Below are 22,990 nucleotides of genomic sequence, written 5' to 3' on the forward strand. Positions count from 1 at the left end.
TACAGCCTCATTTTGTCCATAAAAAAAGCAAAGGGATTTTCCCTTTGCTTTTTCATTTCTATTTTATTAAGATACTTCTTCTTTCTTATCTTTTCTGTATTCATGCTCCCAGAAATCAGCATTTTTAATGCCTAATGGCCCTGGATCGAATACTGGATCTTTTCCTTCCTTTTTCTGCTTTTCATAATCCTTTAATGCGACTAGTGCTGGTTTTTGTAACAGTAAAATCGCAATGATATTTACCCATGCCATAATTCCTACACCGATATCACCTAAAGCCCAAGCTGTTGCTGCTGTTTTTATACAGCCATAGAATACAGCTCCTAAAAATACAAATTTTAGTACCAGAGACAGCCAAGGACGATCTTTCTCACGATTTAAGTACGCGATATTCGTTTCTGCAATGTAGTAATACGCCATAATTGTTGTAAAGGCAAAGAATAATAACGAGATTGCAACGAAACCATTTCCAAATCCAGGGAAAACAGATTCTACTGCTGCCTGTGTATATCCCGGTCCTGGTTGAGCACCATTTAATTTATTTACGATAAAGTTTTTTCCGCTTGCATCAAATACGTTATACATGCCTGTAATGATCATCATAAATGCTGTTGCTGAACAAACAAATAATGTATCAATGTAAACGGAAAATGCTTGCACTAAGCCTTGCTTAGCTGGATGCGATACTTCAGCTGCTGCTGCTGCATGTGGTCCAGTTCCTTGCCCTGCTTCATTAGAATAAATACCACGTTTTACTCCCCAAGAAATTGCTAAACCGATAATACCACCAAATGCTGCTTCTAATGCAAATGCACTTCTTATAATTAACATAAATGCTTCTGGCAATTTTTCAATATTCATAGCGACAATAACACAAGCTACTAAAATATAACCAACTGCCATAAACGGTACGACAACTTGTGCAACGTTAACAATTCGCTTTACTCCACCGAAGATGATAAGAGCTAATACAACAACTAATAAAGCCCCTGATAATGTAGTGTTAATTCCAAAAGCTGTCTCTAAACTTACGGCAATACTATTTGCTTGCACACCTGGTAGTAAAAGCCCCGTTGCAAGAATTGTCGCTGCAACGAATACTAATGCATACCATTTAACACCTAAACCTTTTTCAATGTAATAAGCAGGTCCACCGCGAAACTGTCCTTGATGCTTTGTCTTATAGATTTGCGCGAGTGTTGATTCTACATAAGCTGATCCTGCTCCTAAAAAGGCTACTGCCCACATCCAAAATACAGCCCCTGGTCCACCGAAGGCAACCGCTGTAGCTACCCCAGCGATATTCCCTGTCCCAACGCGCCCTGATAATGAAAGTGCTAACGCTTGGAATGAAGAAACACCAGCCTCTGATTTTTCTCCTTTAAATGTCAGCTTCACCATTTCTCCTACATGCCTTACTTGTAAAAACCTCGTTCGAATAGAAAAATATAAACCTGCTCCTAAACATAAATAAACAAGTGCTGGACTCCAAACAATATTATTTAACCAATTTACGAAAGCTTCCAATATTCCCCCTCCTTTTTATCAAGAATATTCAGAATATATAAAAATTATAAGTGTATACCTAATCTATGACAATATTATTTTAATAAAACAAACATATTTTTGTATAAAAAAACAAAGTATATATTTGTTTTATATACTTTGTTTTGAACTAAATGTATTATATATTCACAATTGCTTCTCTTTTTATAATTCTTTCGTATAGCTCTTCTGATAACTTTCGGAAATTATCTGGCATATCTTTCCCTTTAAACTTCTTTTGGATCGTGCCATATAAACCTATATCGCGTAAACGTAAAAATAACGGTAACGATTCATACCAACTATCCGCTAGCTTATGTTCATATTCGTATCCTTTTCTTAACACTTGTAATTGTTTACGAGCAAAATCGGTCTTCTCTTCCGCTGTCCACGGTGTAAATAGAACAGAGTAATAAAGAACCATCGCTAAATCGTGTATAAAGTAATTATAAGCCGCATCATCAAAATCAAAGATTGTTAGCTCTTTACCATCATAATGAAAATTTCCTGGATGAATATCCCCATGCATAAGGCCGAACGTTTCTCTTTCAATTGGAAGAGCCTTTATCTCATCCATTAATACCGCAGCGATCTTTTTCACTTGATCATCTTCTAATTCATTAACAATCCCACTCTCATCTTCTTCCCATGTATCACGATGATTTGTTTTAGGATAGTTCATTGTTAAACGATGCAGTTGACCAATCGCTTTTCCCCATGCTTCAAAATAAATATCGCCCCAATAGGGTGATTCTTCACCTTTTACTTGCTCACCTTTTGCATATGTAAATAAAGAAGCGAAAAAGAAAGTTTCATCTTCTGCTACGATTTCTTCTACGAGATTTCGAGACGTTGAATAAAGAGGTCCTGCTACCTTTGCCCCATTCTCCGCAACATATCGTAAAAAATCTAGTTCAGCTTCGACTTCTTTTTTAGAACGATGAGAAGAGTGGGTTAAACGCAATACGTAATCTTCGCCACGATCACCCTTTGCCTTAAAAATATAATTTTCAAAATCTCCAAGTGGCTTTTCTTCCACTGTTACATGAAATGTCTTTGCTGCTCTTACTAAAATTTCTTTTGTAAAAACTCGTTCTACTGCTATTTCCATATGTATCCCTCCTATATATCTTCTTAATTCGACATAAATGTTAAAAGTACTGCTATGAAATTGAATAATGCGTGGGCAATCATAGCCGATAAAATAGAATTTGTTTTCTCATATAACCCAAGCATAAATTTCTCACAAAAAACAAAAATTAACAGAAGTAACTTTATCTAAAAGAGGTGGAAATTATGACAGAGCAAAAAGAACAACAAGAGAGTACGGGCCAAAAGCATATGTTTCCATCACTTCCGGAAAACATTAATTATATCGAAAATAAGCTCTGTCATTCAGACGATATAAAAAAATTAGATCTTCCTTTCCAAAACGGCAAAGGAACAATCTTATATATCGAATCTTTAGCAGACCCCAATTTAATTCACCAATTAGCTCTTGAGCCTTTATTAACGCGGTCGGATTTGTCTTTAGATAAAGCTTTTGCCACATTAAGTATGAAGAAAGAAACAAATTTAAATTACGGTGTGCAACTTTTATTACAAGGCAAATCATTATATTTTCATGAACAAGTCGACAGTTTTTGTATTTTCGAAACAGGTTTATCTTTAAAGAGAGATATAGCAGAGCCTGATAATGAAGGCATTGTACGCGGTCCACATACTGGTTTTGTAGAAGATTTAGCAACTAATTTAGCTTCGATTCGTAAGCTCATAAAAAGCCCAAATATCGTCGTTAAATATTTCACACTTGGTGAAGAGATGCACATGAAAGTGGCAATTGCTTATATGCAAAACATAGCGAATGACGATTTAGTTACAGAAGTAAAAAGAAGATTAGAAACGATTAAGACAGATGCACTTATGCCTCCAGGATATATACAAGAATTTATAGAGGATACGTCTTTCTCACCATTTCCACAGCAATTAAATACAGAGCGCCCTGATAGAGTCGCAGCAAATTTAATGGAAGGACGAGTTGCTATTTTTTCTGATGGAGATCCAACAGCTCTTATCGTTCCTGTTACGTTATTTGCTTTCTATCAATCACCAGATGATTACAATAACCGCTGGATTGTCGGTTCTTTCGTCCGAATGATTCGCTTAGTGAGTTTCTTAATTGCTTTTCTCTTACCAGCTATATATATCGCAACCGTAGCCTTTCATCCTGATGTATTGCCACTTGAACTTGTGTATACAATTAAAGCTTCATTAGAGAAAGTACCTCTTCCTCCTATTTTCGAAGCCCTCTTAATGGAGCTAATTTTCGAGTTGTTGCGGGAAGCTGGTATTCGCTTGCCGAGCCGAGTTGGGCAAACAATCGGTATTGTAGGCGGTTTAGTAATTGGTGATGCAATTGTAAAAGCTGGACTTGTTTCTTATACGATGATCATCGTTGTAGCTTTAACTGCTATCTCATCTTTTCTCGTTCCATCAAACGATATGAGCTCAGCAGTTCGAATTCTTCGTTTTCCATTAATGATTCTTGCTGCCATATTCGGATATGTAGGAATATCATTCGGTCTCATTATAACTTTTGTTCACTTATGTCAGCTTCATTCTTTTCATACGCCATATCTTTCTCCTGTTGCACCAATGCGGATTAAAGATATGAAAGATTCTTTCGTAAGACTACCAATTTGGTCATTTTGGGAACGACCACATGATCCAAAACCGAAAAAAATGCAGCGCCAACATGTAACGAGAGAGGATGAGGACGGTGACAAACACGCAAAGTAAAATTTCGCTAGTTCAATTTACCTTTTTCGTTATTCAATGCCAAATTGGAGTGGGCATACTTTCTCTCCCAAACCGTCTTCACCCAATAGCAAAAGGTGGTGGATGGATTTCTGCTCTCATCGCTGGGCTTGCAATTCAGCTTATTATTTTACTTATGTGGCTTTTCTTAAAAAGATTTCCTGATGCTGATATGTATGAAAGTGTTTGTATGCTATTTGGTAATAAATTTGGAAAATTATTAGGTTTTCTTTATGTTTTTTATTTCACTCTTATCGGTATGACAGTTATGTTAAGCGCTTGTAATGTCATTAAAGTTTGGATATTACAAGCTACTCCTTGGTCTGCCATTCTCATGCTATTTACAATGGCTTGTTGTTATGTAGCTTATAACACGTTTAAAGTCATCGTACGATTTTATGTCATGGCCTCTATTCTTATTTTACCTATGGCGCTTTTAATTGGACTTGGACTCTCACGGGCTGACTTTTCTTATATTTTTCCAATTACAGAAGCTGGATGGTGGAATATTATTCAAGCATCAAAAGAAACCATTACAGCTATGTATGGTTTTGAAATTTTTCTTATCGCTTTCCCCAAAGTAAATGGGAGTTCTGTAGCAAAACTGAAGGCAATTTCTATCGCGAATGGATTTGTAACTCTTTTTTATACTTTTACTGTTTGGATTTGTTTTATCGTATTTAGTCCAAAACAAATTGAGCTTATTCCAGAACCAGTTGCTTACTTATTACGATCCTTGCATATCGGGATTATAGACCGAACTGATTTACTATTCATACCAATTTGGATGATAACAGTTGTAGCTTCTATCGCTAGTTATTACTGTGCTGCTTCTATAGGGATTGGACATATATTCAATCTTGGTAATCATAAAAAGGCTGTCCCAATCGTTGGTATTATTGCCTTTAGTGTAGCTTTATTTATCGATACACCTGAAGAATTAAAAGTAATTGCAACTTTCACTGATAAGTTCACGTATATTTTCATCGTTGTCCTCCCTCTTTTATTTCTACTTTATTCAGTAATAAGAAATAAGAAAGGAGAACAGTATGTTCAAAAAAAGAGTTAAATTACTTTTTGTATTATGTACTAGTGCATTCCTTTCTGGCTGCTGGGATCAAGAACCATTAAGGGAAGCAAGGTTAGCTTATAGTATTGGATCTGATATTACAGAAGAGAATAAACTCCAGCAAACAATCGAGCTCGTAAAAAGTTCAAGTGGAGAACAATCTTCATTCGAGAATGAAATACATTCAGCAACCGGGCATAACATACGGGATACGAGCGATGCACTGAAAAAAAATGTAACCGGGAACATTCGTTATTTCAAATATGGTGTTCAATTACTAGGAACCAAAATTCTAAAAAAAGGTGTACTACCTTATTTAGATGTCAGCTTTCGGGACCCAACAAACCCAACTGCTTTAGTAAAGCTTATTGCAGTAGATGGTGAAACGTCCGAGGTACTCGAAAAAAAGAAAGTAGGAAATTTATTAATTGGAGATTTTTTAAAGAAAAAAGTGAAAAGCTTAGAAGATATGAGTGTATTTCCAAAAGAAACTTTAGAAACAGCTGCTACAAAAATGTTAGATCCCGGTAAAGACTTTACCCTCCCTTCTATAAAAATAAAAGGAAAAGAAGTAGTTACAAACGGGTTAGCTTTATTTAACAATGATAAATTAACTGGGCATTTACCTTTGAAACAATCTGTTTTATTCGTGTTATTAACCGGAAAAATGGGAACAAGTGCCCGTATAACCCAAAAACTTACTAGCGATGAATCAGAGAAGACATCTGATTATTTAACAATGGAAATTAGCAATCGAAAGTTAAAACGAGACTTAAAAATAACAACAGATAAAAAAGGAAATGTTTATGCTCATATTAAGCTTCAGTTAAAAGTTATAGCCCTTGAAGCTCCGAGAGATAATCTTTATAAAATGGATGAAAGAAAAAAGCTAAATAAAGAATTATCAAAGCAACTTACAAAAGAAGCGAAAAAAATAACAAATAAACTACAAAAGGCAAATTGTGATGCTTTTGGGATTGGTAGACACCTTATCGCGTATCATCCTGATTTATGGAAGAAAAAAAAGTGGAATAAAGATTATGCAAAAGTAAAGTTTAAACCAGAAGTAGACGTAAATATTTTGTATAGTGGTGTCTTAAAATAAAAGGTTGTATGCCACGCAGGCATACAACCTTTTTATTTCGTATATCGATATACAATTGATTCATATGGTCTTAAGTTAAGTTTTGCAATATCCTTGCTGGAATCCTTATAATTCGAAAGTAGTACTTCTTGTTTCATTCCATTTAATTGAACGTGCGCTGGTACTGAATACGTTATTTCTTCTCCATAGAAGTTATTAATAACAAGCAGCACTTCACTCTCTGTAATGCGAGTATATGCCCAAATGTTAGGATGGTTTTCATCTAAAATAGCATATTCTCCTTCTGTAATTACATCATACGTTTTTCTAAGTTGGATTAGTTTTTTATAATGATAAAATACAGACTCTTTATCTTCTAGTGCCTTCTCTACATTTATTTCTTTAAAGTTTTCAGCCACTGAAATCCAAGGTGTACTTGTTGTAAAGCCACTATTCATCTCTTCATTCCACTGCATTGGAGTTCGGGAGTTGTCACGAGATTTTTGTTTTAAAATCCCAATAATCTCTTCTTTTGATAATCCTTCTTCCAGCTTTATATCGTATATATTTAACGATTCTACATCGCGATATTGCTCAATAGACTCGAATTTAGGATTCGTCATACCGATTTCTTCACCTTGATAAATGTAAGGTGTCCCCTGCAACATATGCATAGCTGTCGCTAACATTTTCGCAGATTCATTTCGGTACTCTTTATCATCACCAAAGCGTGACACAATACGAGGCTGGTCATGATTACACCAGAATAACGCATTCCATCCCCCACCCTTTTGCATTTCAATTTGCCAATTAGACATAATCTCTTTTAATTTAATAAAATCAAAATCAGCCTTCGTCCACTTATCACCATTCGGATAATCAACTTTTAAATGATGGAAACTAAACGTCATACTTAATTCATTACGCTCAGGGTTTGAATATTTAATACAATTATCAATTGTCGTAGATGACATTTCTCCAACTGTAATTACATCTTTCCCTTCAAAAACATTTCGGTTCATTTCTTGTAAATATTCATGAACACGCGGGCCATCTGTATAATATTTACGTCCATCTCTTGTCGCTGTACTTCCGTCATCATTTAAGAATTGTTGATCTTTTGAAATTAAATTAATAACATCTAATCGGAATCCAGTTACCCCTTTATCAAGCCAAAAGCGCATCATATCATATACTTCTTCACGAAGTTTTTCATTTTCCCAGTTTAAATCCGCTTGTGTCTCATCAAATAGATGTAAATAATATTGCTCTGTCTTTTCATCATATTTCCAAGCAGACCCACCAAACTTAGATTCCCAATTATTTTTTTCATCACGCCAAATATAGTAATTACGATATGGACTATTTTTATCTTCCTTCGCTTCTTTAAACCACTTATGCTCCGTCGAACTATGATTTACAACGATATCAAGCATAATTTCAATGTTACGTGCTTTTGCTTCTTCTAAAAGCTCTTCAAACTCTTTCATCGTTCCGTAAGATGGATCAATACGGTAGTAATCACTTACATCGTATCCATTATCATTTTGTGGCGATTGGTATATCGGTGTTAACCAAATATAATCTACTCCGAGTTCTTTTAAATAATCTAGTTTTTCTGTAACCCCTTTTATATCACCGGTTTCTTTATTGTAATAGCTATTAAAGCTCTTCGGATAAATTTGATAAACTACACTTTTATGCCAATCCTTCATGTTTAACTTCCTCCTACTTCTGTTTTACTCGTTTTGCAAATAACCACGTTAACGTAAATGGGATTACAACTGCGATAATCATTCCGACAATAAACATGGGAATCGATTTCGGAATGATAGAAATAAATGCTGGTAATCCGCCAATTCCGATAGCCGGTGCTAATACACCATTTAACGTAATAAATATTGCTGCCACAGCCGATCCTATAATTGCTGCATAGAACGGGAATTTATTTCGTAAGTTTACACCAAACATAGCTGGCTCTGTAATACCGAAATATGCCGAGATTGCTGATGTAGATGCCATACTTTTATCATTTTGATTTTTAGAAATCCAGAACATCGCAAGTGCCGCACTACCTTGCGCAATGTTAGAGAGAGCAATCATTGGCCAAATGAATGTACCACCGTGTTGTGCAATTAATTGTAAATCGATAGCAATAAACATATGATGCATACCTGTAATGACAAGTGGTGCATACAATGCTCCAAATAATACTGCTCCAACTACTGGTACTGTTTCATATACACCTACTAATCCTACTGTTAATAAATCTCCAATATGACGTGTAACTGGACCAATAATTCCTAATGCTAATACACCTGTCACAACGATTGTTGTAATTGGTACAACTAATAATTGAATTGCATTTGGTACATGTTTCTTTAAAAAGATTTCTACTTTACTTAATACAAATGCTGCTACTAAAACCGGCAAGATTTGACCTTGATACCCTACTTTTTCAATTTGAAATAATCCTAAAATATCGAAGTACTCAATCTTTTGTCCATCTAAACCAGTTGCTGCTTTTCCGTAATCCCACGCGTTTAATAATGCTGGATGCACAAGCATTAATCCCATAACAATTCCTAATATCGGACTACCACCAAAACGCTTCGTTGCTGACCACCCGACAAGTGCTGGTAAGAATACGAATGCTGTATTGGCCATCATATTAATTAAATCCCAAAGCCCGCCTAAGTTTGGATACACATCTAATAAATTTTTACCTTCAAAAAATAAGTCCTTCGCCCCTAATAGGTTGTTAATTCCCATTAGTAAACCAGCTGTTACGATTGCTGGTAATATCGGCATAAATACATCTGAAAATACTTTTACAAACTTTTGAGCTGGATTTAACTTTTGGTTTCCAGAATCTTTTACGTCAGCTACTGTCGCTTCCTTCATACCTGCAAGCGTTATCAATTCAGCATATACTCGATCAACATCTCCTGGACCGATTACAATTTGAAATACCCCAGCGTTATGAAACGCTCCCTTCACTAATGAAACAGACTGCAAGTTATCGTTATCTATTTTACTTTCATCCTTTAAAGCGATACGGAGTCTCGTTACACAGTGCGCAGCTTGTTCAATATTGTCTTTCCCGCCAATATACTGCAACACTTCCTCTGCTGTTTTACGATAGTCTTTCCCCATATTCCCGTCCCTCTTTTCTTTTTTTGATACCGTTTACAATTACATATTAACTCGTATATATAAGTTAGTCAACACTCGTATATACGAGTTTGTCGTTTTTTTATAAAAAAAGAGATGAAACGTTATTACGTTCCATCTCCTTATTTTCTCCGCGCCACATCCGAAAAATGAAAAATATCTAAGCGGTGGCGGGATTCTGTATATTCGAACTGACTTCCATCATACAAATGCGTAAAGTTTTTCACGACAACAACATAATCTGTTCCATTTAAATCTAAATACTTTCTATCGTCCTCTGTACATGGTTGCACTTCAATTACTCTCTGTGAGTAACTAATATGAAGACCTAGTTCTTTCTCAATATATTTATAAATGGACCCCGCTGCAATTTCACTCGTTAATCCAGGAATATATTCCGATACAAAATGATTAATATCCAAAATTACTTTTTCTCCATCAATATTTCGTACGCGTTTAATATGGTCTATGTCTGTTTTCTCTTTCACATTTAATAGCTTTGCAACCTCTTTTGTCGCTTTTACTTTCTCCATTTCCACGACTTCTGTAATACAATGGCGTCCTAAACGTTCATTTTCTTCTTGGAAACTTACAATACCACCAAAGTTGAATTCAATGTTTTTTCGCTTTAAAACAAAAACACCTTTTCCGTGTATTTTTTGAACATATCCACGTTCTTGTAATAAATCTACAGCTTTTCTTACAGTACCGCGGCTCGCTTCATATTGCTTCATTAATTCAGTTTCTGATGGGATTTTGCATCCCTCTTTTAATTGCCTATTATCAATAGAATTACTGATTTCTGTATAAATTTGTTCATACTTACTCATCATCTACAATAGCCCCTTGTCACCTTCTAGTTCTATATGTATTATACCATGCTACACTCTTCTGCCAATCTCTCACTTATTTTCCAGTATAGGAAAAATAAAGGTAAATATTTAATCTCTAAAACGTATTTTTATAAAAATTTTTATATTTTTCTTTTCATTCAAAAAAACATGTAGTATACTAACTTCAAAATCAGAGGAGAAAGGGAGCAAAGAACTATGCTTACTTATACAACAATTGTAGTTACATTTGCACAAAAACATCATCATCATACGTAACCCTTGAAACCTAGCGGAAAAATTACGCGTAGGTACAAGGGTTATTCCCGTTGTACCTACGCTTTGGCGAAAGAGCCATGTAGGTATTTTTTATCTACATGGCTCTTTTTTTATTGCCAAAAAGCTAGTAAAAAATGATGTTTAAGCAAAACTTACTACAAAGGAGTTAACAAAAATGGAAACGAAAAAATGGGGATTATGGATTTTAACAGCTTTTGTTATCGGAAATATGGTTGGTGGTGGCGTATTTATGCTCCCAGCGAATTTAGCACAAGTATCAGGTCCAATGGGTTCTACACTTGCATGGAGTATTACAGGTCTTGGCGTATTTATGATTGCACTCGTGTTTGGAAATTTAGCAATTCGAAAACCAGAATTAAAAGCAGGACCACAAAGTTACGCTCAAGCAATGTTCCCTTCAAAAAAAGCGGGTAAAGTTGCAGGATATAGTATGGCATGGGGATATTGGGCTGCGAACTGGGCTGCAACAGCATCTGTTATTATTTCCTTCGCTGGATATTTATCAACATTCTTTCCAGTTTTACAAAGTAAGCAAATTCTCTTTTCAACGAACGGATTTTCACTAGAACTCGGAAAAGGATTAACTTTCCTCGTATGTAGCCTTATGTTATGGGGAATTCAATATATTCTTTCTCAAAATATTGACCGAGCTGGAAATATGAATCTTCTTGCTACCATTGCAAAGATTATCGGATTTACAATGTTTATTGTAATCACATTATTTATTTTCAATGCCTCTAATTTCGGAGACGGTCAAACATTTATGAATGAAGCAGGACAATCCATTTCTTTAGGTGGACAAATCAATTCAGCTGCTATTGCAACACTTTGGGCATTTATCGGTATTGAATCTGCTGTCATGCTTTCTAACCGTGCAAAATCTCAGCGTGATGTAAAAAAAGCTACTATTTTCGGATTAATTATCGCTCTTCTTATTTACATGTCAATTACTCTACTTACAATGGGCGCTCTCCCGCAAGATGCTTTAAAAGAGTCTCAAAAACCATTAGTAGATGCATTAAATTTAGCCATTGGCAATAAAGGTGCCTATATCATGGCTCTACTTGCACTTGTATCTTTATTTGGATCTACAGTGGGCTGGATTGTTGTTAGTTCAGAAGTACCTTACCAGGCTGCAAAGAACGGACTTTTCCCTAAGTTTTTCGCGAAAACGAATAAAAAAGGTAGTCCTTCAAAATCATTATTAATTACAAATGTAATGACGCAGATTTTCTTGTTCTCAACGATTTCTGGTACCGTGTCAGAAGCTTATAATTTCGCTATCGTTGTAGCAACATTAGCTTATTTAATTCCATACCTTGTTTCTACGCTGTACCAATTCAAATTAGTTATTACAGGAGAAACGTATGATATAATGCCTGGCTCTCGAATAAAGGACGGCATCATTACTACATTAGCATTCATATATTCTATTTGGGTTATCAAAACGGGAACTGCTGATTTAAAAACGTTCTTCTTAGGAATCGGATTGTTCGTATTAGGTCTTATTCTCTATCCAATACTAATGAAAAACTCACAAAAAATGAATTAAAAAAGAGAAGCTACGCTTCTCTTTTTTATATAAAATCTGTAGTTAACTTTTCTTTTAACTCTCCTACAGATAAAGGTTTCGCATAATAAAATCCTTGCACATAATCACAACCCATAGATTGTAATAAACTTTCTTGCTCTACTGTCTCTACCCCTTCAGCAACTACTGCTAAATGTAAGCTATGGGCAATTTCAATAACAGATTTTACAATCGTTCGCTCTGGCTGTGCATGATCATAATGAAATTCACGAATAAAATTACGATCAATTTTTACTATATCCAGCGGTAATTGTTTTAAATAATATAAGGAAGAATAACCCGTTCCGAAATCATCTAAAGCAATTAAAATACCCATATTTCTTAATTCTTGTAATGTAGCAATAATATAATCAAAATGACGAACAGCAATGCTTTCCGTTATTTCTAAAATTAAACGATTCGGCGGAAATCCAGTTCTCCTTAAAATGCTACGTACAGATAAAATAAAACGCTTTTGCATTAATTGTTGTATGGATAAATTCACAGATAACTTTAGTCCTTCTTCGTACTCTGGCAATGTTTTAAACAAGCGACATGACTTTTCTAATACCCAGTCTCCTAATTTTATAATAAGTCCAGATTCTTCAGCTACTGGGATAAATTCGCCTGGTGAAATAGGTCCTTCTTCTGTCGAACAACGCGCTAAAGCTTCAATACCAGTATATTTCTTCGTTTTCAAATCAATAATAGGCTGCAGTGCCACATCTAACTCTTCATCACGAATTGCCTTTTGCAAAGCAAATTCAATTTTCATTCTACGATTTATTTTCGCACGTAACTCATCTGTAAAGAAACACGCTGCATTTCTTCCCTGTTCTTTCGCACTATACATAGCTAAATCTGAATTCTTCAATAGAGTTTCTACATCTTGTCCATCTTGCGGATATGAGCACAGTCCTAGACTAGCTGAAATGTATACTTCATGACCTTCAAGTATAAATGGCGCCTGAAAGCATGACAACACAGATGTCGCTAGCTGCCTCATCTCATCTTGTGTATGATTTTTTGTTAACAACACAAATTCGTCGCCACCCAGCCTAGCCAGAACATCTTTCTCTCCTAGCACATAATGCAACCGTGAAGCAACTTCGCTTAAAAGTAAATCTCCTATCATATGACCTAGCGTATCGTTTACTAATTTAAAACGATCCAAATCAAAATAAATCATACCAAACTCTCTTTTATCTGCAATTAATTCGTTAACAGTCGTTATTAATTGTAAACGGTTCGGTAAACTCGTTAAAGCATCATGATACGCAAGCTCCCTATAACGACTTTCGCTTAACCGTAACCTCTGTTCTGCTTCTTTCCTACTACTAATATCATTTCGAATCGCAATAAATTGATATGGCTCTCCTTTTTCATTTAAAAATGGAACAATTGTTGTTTTAACCCAATAATATGTACCATCTTTTGCTTGATTTCGAATCTCACCTCTCCATACTTTTCCGCTCAAAATACGCTTCCATAGCATTTGAAAAAATGTTTTCGGATGATGTCCTGAATTTAAAATACGATGATCTTTCCCTATTAACTCTTCTCGTGTATATTTGGAGATTTCACAAAACTTATCATTTACATATGTAATAAGACCCTTTCGGTCTGTAATCGCAACAATTGAAGACTCATCTAATGCTAACTTTAAATCTCGCAATGAAGATTCATATAATGCATGACCTCTTTGTTCTAGCATGCGCATCTCTCCTTGCTTCCTATCTGACTAAAACACAACTTGTTTCTTTTCATAGAAATAGAGATATTTCATTTCCTAATAATCGTCCTTTACATAAATCATATTTTGAAATATGTCGATTAAAATAACATAATATTATTTGTAATAAAAAGCAATATAATACCGTTTCAATTATAAATAGTAGTTTCTTATCGCTATAATTAGCTAACTCTATTCAAAAACATATGTAAATTTTAATTATTATATATGTTTTTGAATTACAATAACAAAATATTAACATATTTTCACCTTAATTTTGGAAGTATTTTATAAATAAATACCGTATTAAACAAAAAAAGAGGATAGCCTCTTTTTTTTTAATACGGATACGGTGTTTGTTGATACCCCGGATATGGTGTTGGATATGGAACTGGATATGGCGCTGGATAAGTTACTGGGTACGGTGCTGGATAGTATCCTCCACCTGCTGCACCCGTTAATGCGCCAGCTGTAAGCCCACCTAACACACCTCCAGCAAAACTTCCTGGGAAAAAGCCACCGCCCCATGAGCCTCCACCCCAGCCCCATCCACCTCCGTGATGATAATGGTGATCATGGTGATTGTGTCCTCCATGGTGGTGATGTCCGCCATTATGGTTGTGTCCCCCATGATGATGATAATGATTGCGATAATACAATCCGTTATTTTCTATATAATTCATGTTTCCCCGCTCCTTTTCCATTTTCTCATCTTAATAGATATTGTATGAATAGTACGGCCCTTGTTGGTAACCTATATAATAGGAAGAATCCATGTAATATGGTTATCCCCTTTCCTATATAAGGGGCAAGGATTTTGTCCCTCCTACACTGTTTATTAACCAGCAAATAGCGAGCTAATAACGTAACAATATACTGTATGTAGGACAAATGCGGAAAGCATGGGGAAAATGTCTATATTTTGTAAAAAAAACAAAACACTTTATAATAAGAATGTCGGATTGTACCTTCTTATATGAGAAGTCTATATTTAAGAAAGATTAGAGGAATTTTATAGCAATGAAGAAGCCTATCGTTCAATTATTATTGATATTTATAATTGTATCTATCGTACTCTTACTTTTAGATACGTCTATCCTCTCACTATATACCTTTTTCGGTGTATTATGGTCTCTTACAATCATAGGAATATCTTTCGTTATTTTTATCGAAAATAGATCTCCTCAAAGTACCTTAGCCTGGTTTTTAGTATTAGCACTTCTTCCCGTTATAGGTGTGCTTTTATACTCTATTTTCGGGCGTAGCCGTTGGAGAAGAAAAAAGCATCTCCATCGTTCAGAAGAGCAAAGAAAGTTATTCCGTGAAATATTAGAAGGAAGACGACTAGAGTTATCACTTAAAGTCCCATTAAGTGAACGCTCTGTCCATTTAACAGAAGTCGTACAAAAATTTGGAGGCGGGCCTGCAGCAGATAGAACGACTACCAAACTTTTAACAAACGGAGATCAAACATTTTCAGAAATTTTGCAAGCTATTGAGCAAGCAAAACATCACATACATATTCAATACTATATTTATAAATCTGATGAGATTGGTACAAAAGTTCGGGATGCTTTAATAAACAAAGCAAAAGCTGGTGTTATTGTACGCTTCCTTTATGATGGATTAGGAAGTAATACGTTAAGAAGACGCTTTTTAAAACCTATGAAAGAAGCTGGGATTGAAATTGTTGAATTTGATCCTATTTTTTCAGCTTGGTTACTTGAAACCGTCAATTATCGTAACCACCGTAAAATCGTCATTGTAGATGGAGAAATCGGTTTTACTGGAGGACTTAACGTCGGTGATGAATATCTTGGCCGTTCAAAAAAGTTTCCCGTTTGGCGTGATAGTCATTTAAAAATCGAAGGAAAAGCGTTATATAAATTACAAGCAATTTTTCTAGAGGACTGGCTCTATGCATCTAGTGGTTTGAAAACCTATTCTTGGGATCAATTTATGAATAGACAATACTTCCCAGGTAAAGAAATTTCAAGTGCAGAAGGTGCGGTGCAAATTGTAGCGAGCGGACCAAGCTCAGATGATAAAAGCATTCGTAATACGTTATTAGCTATTATGGGCTCTGCAAAAAAATCTATTTGGATTGCTACACCATATTTTATTCCAGATCAAGAAACTTTAACATTATTACGTTTAAGTGCAATATCTGGCATAGATGTACGCATTTTATATCCTGGTAAAAGTGATAGTATTATTAGTGATCAAGCATCCCAGTCCTACTTCACTCCACTTTTAAAAGCCGGTGCCTCCATCTATAGTTATAAAGATGGCTTTATGCATGCAAAAATTGTACTTGTTGATGATAAAATTGCAACAATTGGAACAGCAAATATGGATGTACGCAGCTTTGAATTGAATTACGAAATTATTAGCGTACTGTATGAATCAGAAACTGTTCATGATATTAAACGTGATTTTGAAGATGACTTTAAGCATTCTACTGAAATTAAATGGAACGCCTTCCAAAAGAGAAGTATCAAAAAACGAATATTAGAATCTTTTATGAGGCTCATTTCTCCTTTACTATAAGCAATCAATGTATTATTGATTGCTTTTTCTTTTATATTTGTCCCCTCTCCTTTTCTTTGCATACCATATTAAAACAAGTTATCATAAGATGTATTACTTTATGAAAATAATGTTAGGTGGGACATACATGTTAGAACAATTTCATATACATGCTGATTTAAAACAGCAACTTTCTACAATTCACGAAAAGAATAAACAAGAAGCTGGTGAAAATGCACATTTGATCGGTACAAAAATATATAAAGCATCTGATAATAGCATTATCGAAGATGCCATTACAGCACTTCTTCTTGGCAAAAACATTCTATTAAAAGGGCCGACTGGTAGTGGTAAAACAGTACTAGCTGAAACACTTTCTTCTTTATTCCAAAAACCAATGCATAGCATTAACTGTTCTGTCGATTTAGATGTAGAAGGTATTTTAGGATACAACACACTACAAACGAAAGATGGCGCATCTGAAGTTGCATTCGTTAACGGTCCTCTTATGAAAGCAATGAAGAACGGCCATTTCCTATATATTGATGAAATCAATATGGCAAAACCTGAAACGTTACCACTTCTTCACGGTGCATTAGATTACCGTAAAATGATTACAAATCCATTTACACAAGAAGTTGTATACGGTGATGATGAGTATCGTGTAATCGCAGCAATTAATGAAGGCTACGTTGGAACAAGTGAACTAAACGAAGCGTTAAAAAACCGTTTCGTTATTATTGAAGTTCCTTACATCCAAGGTGATACATTAAAAGAACTATTATTAGCAGAATCAAAACTAAAAGATGTTGCAACAATTGAAAAGTTTGTTGCATTTGCAAGCGATCTTATGCCTTTAGCTCGTGATGGCCGCGTAAGTGAAGAAGCAGCAAGTATTCGTGGCATTATCGATGCATGTGATTTAGGTGTATATATTCCCGTTATGCGTGCAATTGAACGTAGTATTATCGCAAAATTAAACGATGAAACAGAACAAATGACTGTCCGTGAATTAGCAGAAAGTTATTTCTTTGAGGGATAATTCATGAGACAAATTTTTAGTGACAAAAAAATTGATGCGTCGCTGTTTCTACAAATGGAAAACTTAATGTATGCCCTTCTCAAAGAAGATGATGCCTACCTTGAGTATGGCTATAAAGCATACTACGACGAAATTGAAAAAAAGGTTGTCATTAGTCACTTTTGGGATGATCGAAAAGAAGAGGATACAGTAATCGGATTAAAAAGCGAAGTGTTTTTAAAAGCACTTGGTAATAAACATTACTCGGACATGACTTTAATTCGTTCTTATGCAATTGAATTGCAAGAATCACCCTTAAAAAAGTTTTTAACACAATTATTTGTTCTATTAGAAGATTTACGTGTTGAGGAAATCGTAAAAAACTTACGCCCTGGCACAAAGCATGTTTTTAAAAGAAGAAAAGAAATGTATCGCAATTACTTTAGCTCACAAAATGAAATCAATCGCGTTCGTAACTATCACGGTGATCGTCTATTTTGTCTCTGCTATCTTTCATTAACGAGCGATAAATATGAAATGTTTAATAATGAATATTTCGAGCAAATTGAAGCTATTTTGCATGAAACATTCCAAGCTCGTAATACGGAAGATATTATGTATATCGTTGAGAAAATTCGCTATCGCTTAGAGGAGCTTCTTGAAAGTGATATGCTGAACAACTATTTCGGGCATGCACCGCTTTATTTATCTGTCATTGCAGATGAAAAAAACTGTCGCGTCGAAGATTTAGCAAACGATGATACGCAGCTCATAGATGACGATGAAAATAAAAACAAAATGGATGAAAGCTTCTCAACATGGCACCGTGAAAATAAAAACAATGAAAACGAGAACTTTTTACGCTTTGAATTAGAAAGCGGAACAAAAACAAATATGATGGGTGACACTGCTCGCGAATCAGAAGATGGCGACCAAGCACTTGGCTCTGTACAAGGTACTTCTCAAAAAAGTACACAATCTAACTTTGATGGTGCTGACACAAAAGAAGCAAGAGCTTCTCACGCTTCTAGTCAAAATGATGGTGCATATGGTAAATATAACACTGGCGCTTCTCATACATTTAAAGAAGCACGTAAACCAAATCCTGATGAGAAAAAGGATTACCAAGCTATCAAATCAGTCGTTAATAAAGATGTAAAAGAATTAAAGAAAATTATCGAAAAAACGATTGAAAATAAAACGAATGCAAATAGTGATAAATATTACGGAAGACTTCGTAAGAAATTCCTTCGTATTTATACTGAAAAGCAGCCTCGCATGTTTTATAAAAAAGGGCAAGAATCGCAAGAGCTCGACGTTGCATTCCAACTATTAGTAGACTGCTCTGGTTCTATGTATAACAAAATGGAAGAAACGAAAAAGAGTGTGGTCCTATTCCATGAAGCGTTGAAATCTTTAAAAATCCCGCACGCTATTAGCGGATTTTGGGAAGATGCTTCTAGTGCTAAACCTGAAGATAAGCCGAACGTTATCCATGAAGTTGTAACGTATAAAAACTCAACGTTACCAAACGTTGGTCCAGAAATTATGCAGCTTCGCGAAGAAGAAGATAACCGCGACGGATATATTATTCGTATCGTTTCTGAAAAGCTTGCAAAAAGACCAGAAAAACATAAATTCTTACTTGTCTTCACAGACGGTGAACCTTCTGCGCTAGACTACCAACAAGACGGTATTTTAGATACGCATGAAGCTGTCAAACTTGCTCGTAAAAGTGGTATGGAAGTAATCGGAATTTTCATCGAAGAAGGCGAAGCGAAAGAAGCAACTTATCAATTAATGAAGAACATTTATAACCATCACTTCTTAGTTGCAAATCACGCTGAAGATTTACGTCTGAAGATTAAACCACTATTGAAAAAGTTATTACTGAAGACGATTGAATAGAAAAACAGGAGCCTTGCGCTCCTGTTTTTTTCTTTCAATCATCTTGTTTCTGGCTGAAACTTGTATGGAATGGCTACTTCTAATAATGCCTCGAATCCACCATCGTAGAATGGGAATCGTTCATTTGCAATTGCTCGGTCCACCCACTCTATTGCAGAAATTTCTCCTTCATCTTCTGCAATAAGTTCACCTGCTACTACATTTGCTCGGAATGTAAAAAGTAGCGCATGATTTCCTGACTCTTCAAAGAATTTTTCATTGATCGCAACAAGTCCACTAAGCGCGGCAGTTAAACCTGTCTCTTCTTTTACTTCCCTTACTAGAGCTTCCCCTAACGTTTCACCCTTTTCAACAGCCCCGCCTGGCAATGACCAAACGTTTTGTTCTACATTATGTACCATTAATATTTTATCCGTTTCCTCATCATGTATTAGTGCATATACGACGTCAACTCTTCGCATGTTGCTTGTCGCCTTCAATTAACTCATCCATTGTAAATAAAGAATGTAGCTGTAAGCCATCTTCTAATAAGTTTTCTCTTCCCTCTTTCGTTCGTTCAATGACGCCTAAAACATGGTGTACTTTCGCACCAAGTTCCCTTAAATCTTTCGTACTTAATAATATTTGCCCACCTGTCGTAATAACATCTTCAACAACACAAACATTTTTCCCAACAATATTAACACCTTCTGCTAACTTACATGTACCGTACTTCTTCGCTTCTTTCCTTACAAATACAACTGGTATACCCGTTTGTAAAGATAATGCTGTTGCTACTGGAATTCCTCCCATTTCTAAACCTGCGAGTACTTCTGTATCAGGAGGAATGAGCTCTTTCAACTGTTTAGCAATTTCTAATAACAGTACTGGATTAGATTCAAATAAGTACTTATCAAAGTATTGAGTTGATACTTGTCCTGATCGAAGTTTAAATGTTCCCGTTAAACGTGACGTATTGTAAATTTCCTTTGCTAACTCCCATTTCTCCATTGTATCTCTCCCCTTTATGCACAAATTAACTCATTTTATCACACTTGTAATTATTTGTATATTCCTAAAATACAAATAAAAGGGTCGATTCCTAAGAATCGACCCTTCCTATTAATTCATCACTAACTCAGCTGTGAGCTTTTTTTTTAACTTAGCCAACATGTCCGTTGTCATTTTGTCTAAATCATATTCTGCTTTAAAGCCCCACTCTTTCATTGCCGCTGTTGCATCAATAGAGTTTGGCCAGCTATCAGCAATTGTTTGACGAGCTGGATCTACAGCGTAATCCATTGTAAACGTCGGGATGTGTTTACGAATTGACGCTGCGATTTGCTCTGGCTCAAAGCTCATTGCTGTAATATTAAATGCATTTCTATGCACTAACTTACTTGGATCAGCTTCCATTAATGAAATAATCGCTTGTAAAGCGTCTGGCATGTACATCATATCCATGTATGTTCCTTCTGCAATGTATGAGGTGTATGTGCCTTTTTTAATCGCCTCATAGTAAATTTCAACTGCATAGTCAGTTGTTCCGCCTCCTGGAGGAGCTACGTAAGAAATTAAACCTGGGAAACGTACACCGCGCGTATCAACGCCAAATTTTTGATGATAATAATCACATAGTAATTCCCCTGCTACTTTGTTTACCCCATACATCGTAGTAGGACGTTGAATTGTATCTTGTGGTGTATTATCTTTCGGTGTTGATGGACCGAATGCACCGATAGAACTTGGCGTGAAAAACTTACAGTTTAATTCACGAGCTGCTTCTAATGCATTTACAAGTCCGCCCATATTTAAATTCCATGCAAATAACGGATTTTTTTCTGCTGTTGCTGAAAGTAAAGCTGCTAAATGAATAATTGTATCTACTTCATTGCGCTTTGCGATATCATGTAGTTTTTGTCCATCTGTTACATCTAACGTTTCAAATGGACCAGACGTTACTACTTCACTATCTGTTTCACGAATATCTGTTGCAATAACATTTGATGCGCCGTATACATCACGAAGTTTCATTACTAGTTCAGAACCAATTTGCCCTAAAGAACCGGTTACTAGAATTTTTTTCATTTTCCCCACTCCTCATTTGCAAGCTATTCAAAAGATGTCGTTACTTAAATGATGCCCATTTCTTTCCCTACTTTTTCATACTTACGAATTGCTTCATCTAACATTTCTTTCGTATGAGCTGCTGTTGGCATATTACGAACACGTCCTGTTCCTTTAGCTACAGTTGGGAACACGATAGATTTTGCATATACGCCTTCTTCATTTAGACGTTTACTAAATTCTTGTGTTAATACTTCGTCACCAATAATACAAGGTGTAATTGGCGTTTCACTTTCTCCGATGTTAAAGCCAAGTTCTTTTAACCCTTGTTTTAAATAGCGACCATTTTCCCATAAACGATCGTGCAACTCTGTACTTTCCATTAAGATTTCAATTGATCTCATGCAAGCTGCAGCATCAGCTGGTGTTAATGCTGTAGAGAATAAGAATGGACGTGAACGAACTTTTAACCAGTCAATTAAGTTTTGTTTCCCTGCTACATATCCACCAATTACCCCAATTGCTTTTGATAATGTACCAATTTGGAAATCAACTTTATCAGACAGACCGAAGTGCTTTACAGTTCCTGCCCCTTTACCAAGTACACCTGAACCGTGTGCATCGTCTACGTATGTCATTAAATCTAATTCTTCCGCAATCTCAACAATTTCTGGTAGTTTTGCAACATCTCCATCCATTGAAAAGACACCGTCTGTAATTACCATTAATTTATTGTAAAGTCCTGATTCTTTCGCTGCGATTGCTTTTTGGCGTAAATCTTCCATATCAGAATGTTTATAAACAATAATTTTTGCTTTTGATAGACGACTACCATCAATAATAGAAGCATGGTTTAACTCGTCTGAAAGAATCGCATCATTTTTATCCATAACAGCTGAAATCGCTGCCATATTACAATTAAATCCTGATTGATAAGCAATCGCTGCTTCTGTATGTTTAAACTTTGCAATTGTTTCTTCTAATTTAATATGCAAATCTAAAGTACCGTTAATTGTACGAACCGCTCCTGCTCCAACGCCGTACTTATGAATTGCACCAATTGCAGCTTCTTGCAAACGGCTATCTGTTGCTAATCCAAGATAGTTGTTTGAAGATAAGTTAATATATTCTTTTCCGCCAATTGTAATAATCGGTCCATTTGAACTTTCGAGCGGATCAATTACGTTATAAAGCCCCTTTGATTTTAAATCCTCTAAATTTTCTTCTAAAAATTTTGCAAGTGTTTTACTAGACATCGTGAAGCCTCCCATCATTCATGTAAGCGAATTATTGTCTTAATAGTTCTAATAATCCCTCTACTAGCTTAACACGTTTTCAGAATTTATTATAGAAAAATAGTTTAAA

At 35.4% G+C, this 22,990-nt stretch carries 18 protein-coding genes and 1 pseudogene; 7 read left to right on the forward strand and 12 right to left on the reverse strand.

The annotated features are described in order from the left end of the window. Nucleotides 1-66: 66 nt before the first annotated feature. The 3 genes and pseudogenes from ACTFSI_RS22195 to ACTFSI_RS22205 form a co-directional block, all read right to left on the reverse strand. Nucleotides 67-1,527, reverse strand: coding sequence for an alanine/glycine:cation symporter family protein (locus ACTFSI_RS22195; protein WP_138322486.1), 1,461 nt, complete (start codon nt 1,525-1,527; stop codon nt 67-69). 157 nt (nt 1,528-1,684) lie between these two features. Then, complete coding sequence (locus ACTFSI_RS22200; RefSeq protein WP_000401667.1) at nt 1,685-2,656, reverse strand: phosphotransferase enzyme family protein; 972 nt, start codon at nt 2,654-2,656, stop codon at nt 1,685-1,687. A gap of 23 nt (nt 2,657-2,679) precedes the next feature. Continuing rightward, nucleotides 2,680-2,772, reverse strand: a pseudogene (locus ACTFSI_RS22205) (CPBP family intramembrane glutamate endopeptidase); the annotation flags it as partial. Between the two features lie 69 nt (nt 2,773-2,841). On the opposite strand from ACTFSI_RS22205, the gene gerKA reads away from it, so the two are divergent. From gerKA to gerKC, 3 genes are read left to right on the forward strand one after another with little or no spacing between them, the layout of a single operon-like run. After that, nucleotides 2,842-4,344 carry a spore germination protein GerKA gene (gene gerKA / locus ACTFSI_RS22210; RefSeq protein ID WP_138322487.1) on the forward strand — a complete coding sequence of 501 codons (1,503 nt, stop codon included), beginning with the start codon at nt 2,842-2,844 and terminating at the stop codon, nt 4,342-4,344. After that, entirely contained in the window at nt 4,325-5,431 is a 1,107-nt protein-coding gene (locus ACTFSI_RS22215) for a GerAB/ArcD/ProY family transporter (RefSeq protein WP_044791377.1), read from the forward strand. Before gerKA ends, ACTFSI_RS22215 begins: the two co-directional genes overlap by 20 nt. Beyond that, nucleotides 5,412-6,536, forward strand: coding sequence for a spore germination protein GerKC (gerKC, locus tag ACTFSI_RS22220; protein ID WP_044791378.1), 1,125 nt, complete (start codon nt 5,412-5,414; stop codon nt 6,534-6,536). The genes ACTFSI_RS22215 and gerKC overlap by 20 nt, the downstream gene beginning before the upstream one ends. A 32-nt stretch (nt 6,537-6,568) precedes the next feature. Here the strand turns inward: gerKC and treC are convergent, their stop codons facing one another. From treC to treR, 3 genes are all read right to left on the reverse strand, one after another. Next, nucleotides 6,569-8,230, reverse strand: a complete 1,662-nt coding sequence (gene treC / locus ACTFSI_RS22225) for an alpha,alpha-phosphotrehalase (protein WP_138322488.1) — start codon at nt 8,228-8,230, stop codon at nt 6,569-6,571. 13 nt (nt 8,231-8,243) lie between these two features. Next, on the reverse strand, nt 8,244-9,671 hold the full coding sequence (treP, locus tag ACTFSI_RS22230) for a PTS system trehalose-specific EIIBC component (RefSeq protein WP_044791382.1): 1,428 nt from the start codon (nt 9,669-9,671) through the stop codon (nt 8,244-8,246). A gap of 140 nt (nt 9,672-9,811) precedes the next feature. Beyond that, on the reverse strand, nt 9,812-10,522 hold the full coding sequence (treR, locus tag ACTFSI_RS22235) for a trehalose operon repressor (RefSeq protein WP_000987250.1): 711 nt from the start codon (nt 10,520-10,522) through the stop codon (nt 9,812-9,814). A gap of 451 nt (nt 10,523-10,973) precedes the next feature. Between treR and ACTFSI_RS22240 the strand changes: the two genes are divergently transcribed. Further along, nucleotides 10,974-12,371 carry an amino acid permease gene (locus ACTFSI_RS22240; RefSeq protein WP_000448433.1) on the forward strand — a complete coding sequence of 466 codons (1,398 nt, stop codon included), beginning with the start codon at nt 10,974-10,976 and terminating at the stop codon, nt 12,369-12,371. 25 nt (nt 12,372-12,396) lie between these two features. Here ACTFSI_RS22240 and ACTFSI_RS22245 read toward each other — a convergent pair whose 3' ends face one another. Both ACTFSI_RS22245 and ACTFSI_RS22250 read right to left on the reverse strand, forming a co-directional pair. Continuing rightward, on the reverse strand, nt 12,397-14,103 hold the full coding sequence (locus ACTFSI_RS22245) for a putative bifunctional diguanylate cyclase/phosphodiesterase (protein WP_000893366.1): 1,707 nt from the start codon (nt 14,101-14,103) through the stop codon (nt 12,397-12,399). Between the two features lie 356 nt (nt 14,104-14,459). After that, the gene (locus ACTFSI_RS22250; protein ID WP_044791387.1) at nt 14,460-14,804 is read right to left on the reverse strand and encodes a hypothetical protein; all 345 of its coding nucleotides are present in this window, start codon (nt 14,802-14,804) and stop codon (nt 14,460-14,462) included. A 337-nt stretch (nt 14,805-15,141) separates the two neighbouring features. Between ACTFSI_RS22250 and ACTFSI_RS22255 the strand changes: the two genes are divergently transcribed. From ACTFSI_RS22255 to ACTFSI_RS22265, 3 genes are all read left to right on the forward strand, one after another. Beyond that, a complete protein-coding gene (locus ACTFSI_RS22255; protein WP_044791388.1) occupies nt 15,142-16,671 on the forward strand; it encodes a cardiolipin synthase in 1,530 nt (509 codons plus the stop codon). Between the two features lie 127 nt (nt 16,672-16,798). Next, nucleotides 16,799-17,692: an ATP-binding protein gene (locus tag ACTFSI_RS22260; RefSeq protein WP_000892968.1), complete on the forward strand. Its 894-nt coding sequence runs from the start codon at nt 16,799-16,801 to the stop codon at nt 17,690-17,692. Between the two features lie 3 nt (nt 17,693-17,695). Continuing rightward, entirely contained in the window at nt 17,696-19,579 is a 1,884-nt protein-coding gene (locus ACTFSI_RS22265; RefSeq protein ID WP_001248871.1) for a vWA domain-containing protein, read from the forward strand. Between the two features lie 38 nt (nt 19,580-19,617). Here the strand turns inward: ACTFSI_RS22265 and ACTFSI_RS22270 are convergent, their stop codons facing one another. The 4 genes from ACTFSI_RS22270 to ACTFSI_RS22285 all read right to left on the reverse strand — a co-directional run bounded on the left by ACTFSI_RS22270 (nt 19,618) and on the right by ACTFSI_RS22285 (nt 22,881). Continuing rightward, entirely contained in the window at nt 19,618-20,040 is a 423-nt protein-coding gene (locus ACTFSI_RS22270) for an NUDIX hydrolase (RefSeq protein WP_001255107.1), read from the reverse strand. Continuing rightward, nucleotides 20,027-20,569 (reverse strand): orotate phosphoribosyltransferase, encoded by a 543-nt coding sequence (gene pyrE / locus ACTFSI_RS22275; protein WP_000417035.1) that lies wholly within the window; start codon nt 20,567-20,569, stop codon nt 20,027-20,029. The genes ACTFSI_RS22270 and pyrE overlap by 14 nt, the downstream gene beginning before the upstream one ends. Before the next feature lie 111 nt (nt 20,570-20,680). Beyond that, a complete protein-coding gene (locus ACTFSI_RS22280) occupies nt 20,681-21,646 on the reverse strand; it encodes an L-threonine 3-dehydrogenase (RefSeq protein WP_000723139.1) in 966 nt (321 codons plus the stop codon). 44 nt (nt 21,647-21,690) lie between these two features. Continuing rightward, nucleotides 21,691-22,881 carry a glycine C-acetyltransferase gene (locus ACTFSI_RS22285; RefSeq protein WP_000095906.1) on the reverse strand — a complete coding sequence of 397 codons (1,191 nt, stop codon included), beginning with the start codon at nt 22,879-22,881 and terminating at the stop codon, nt 21,691-21,693. Between the last annotated feature and the right edge of the window lie 109 nt (nt 22,882-22,990).

Origin of the sequence: Bacillus cereus group sp. MYBK101-2, assembly GCF_051918845.1 — a bacterium.
Taxonomy (GTDB): domain Bacteria; phylum Bacillota; class Bacilli; order Bacillales; family Bacillaceae_G; genus Bacillus_A; species Bacillus_A paranthracis.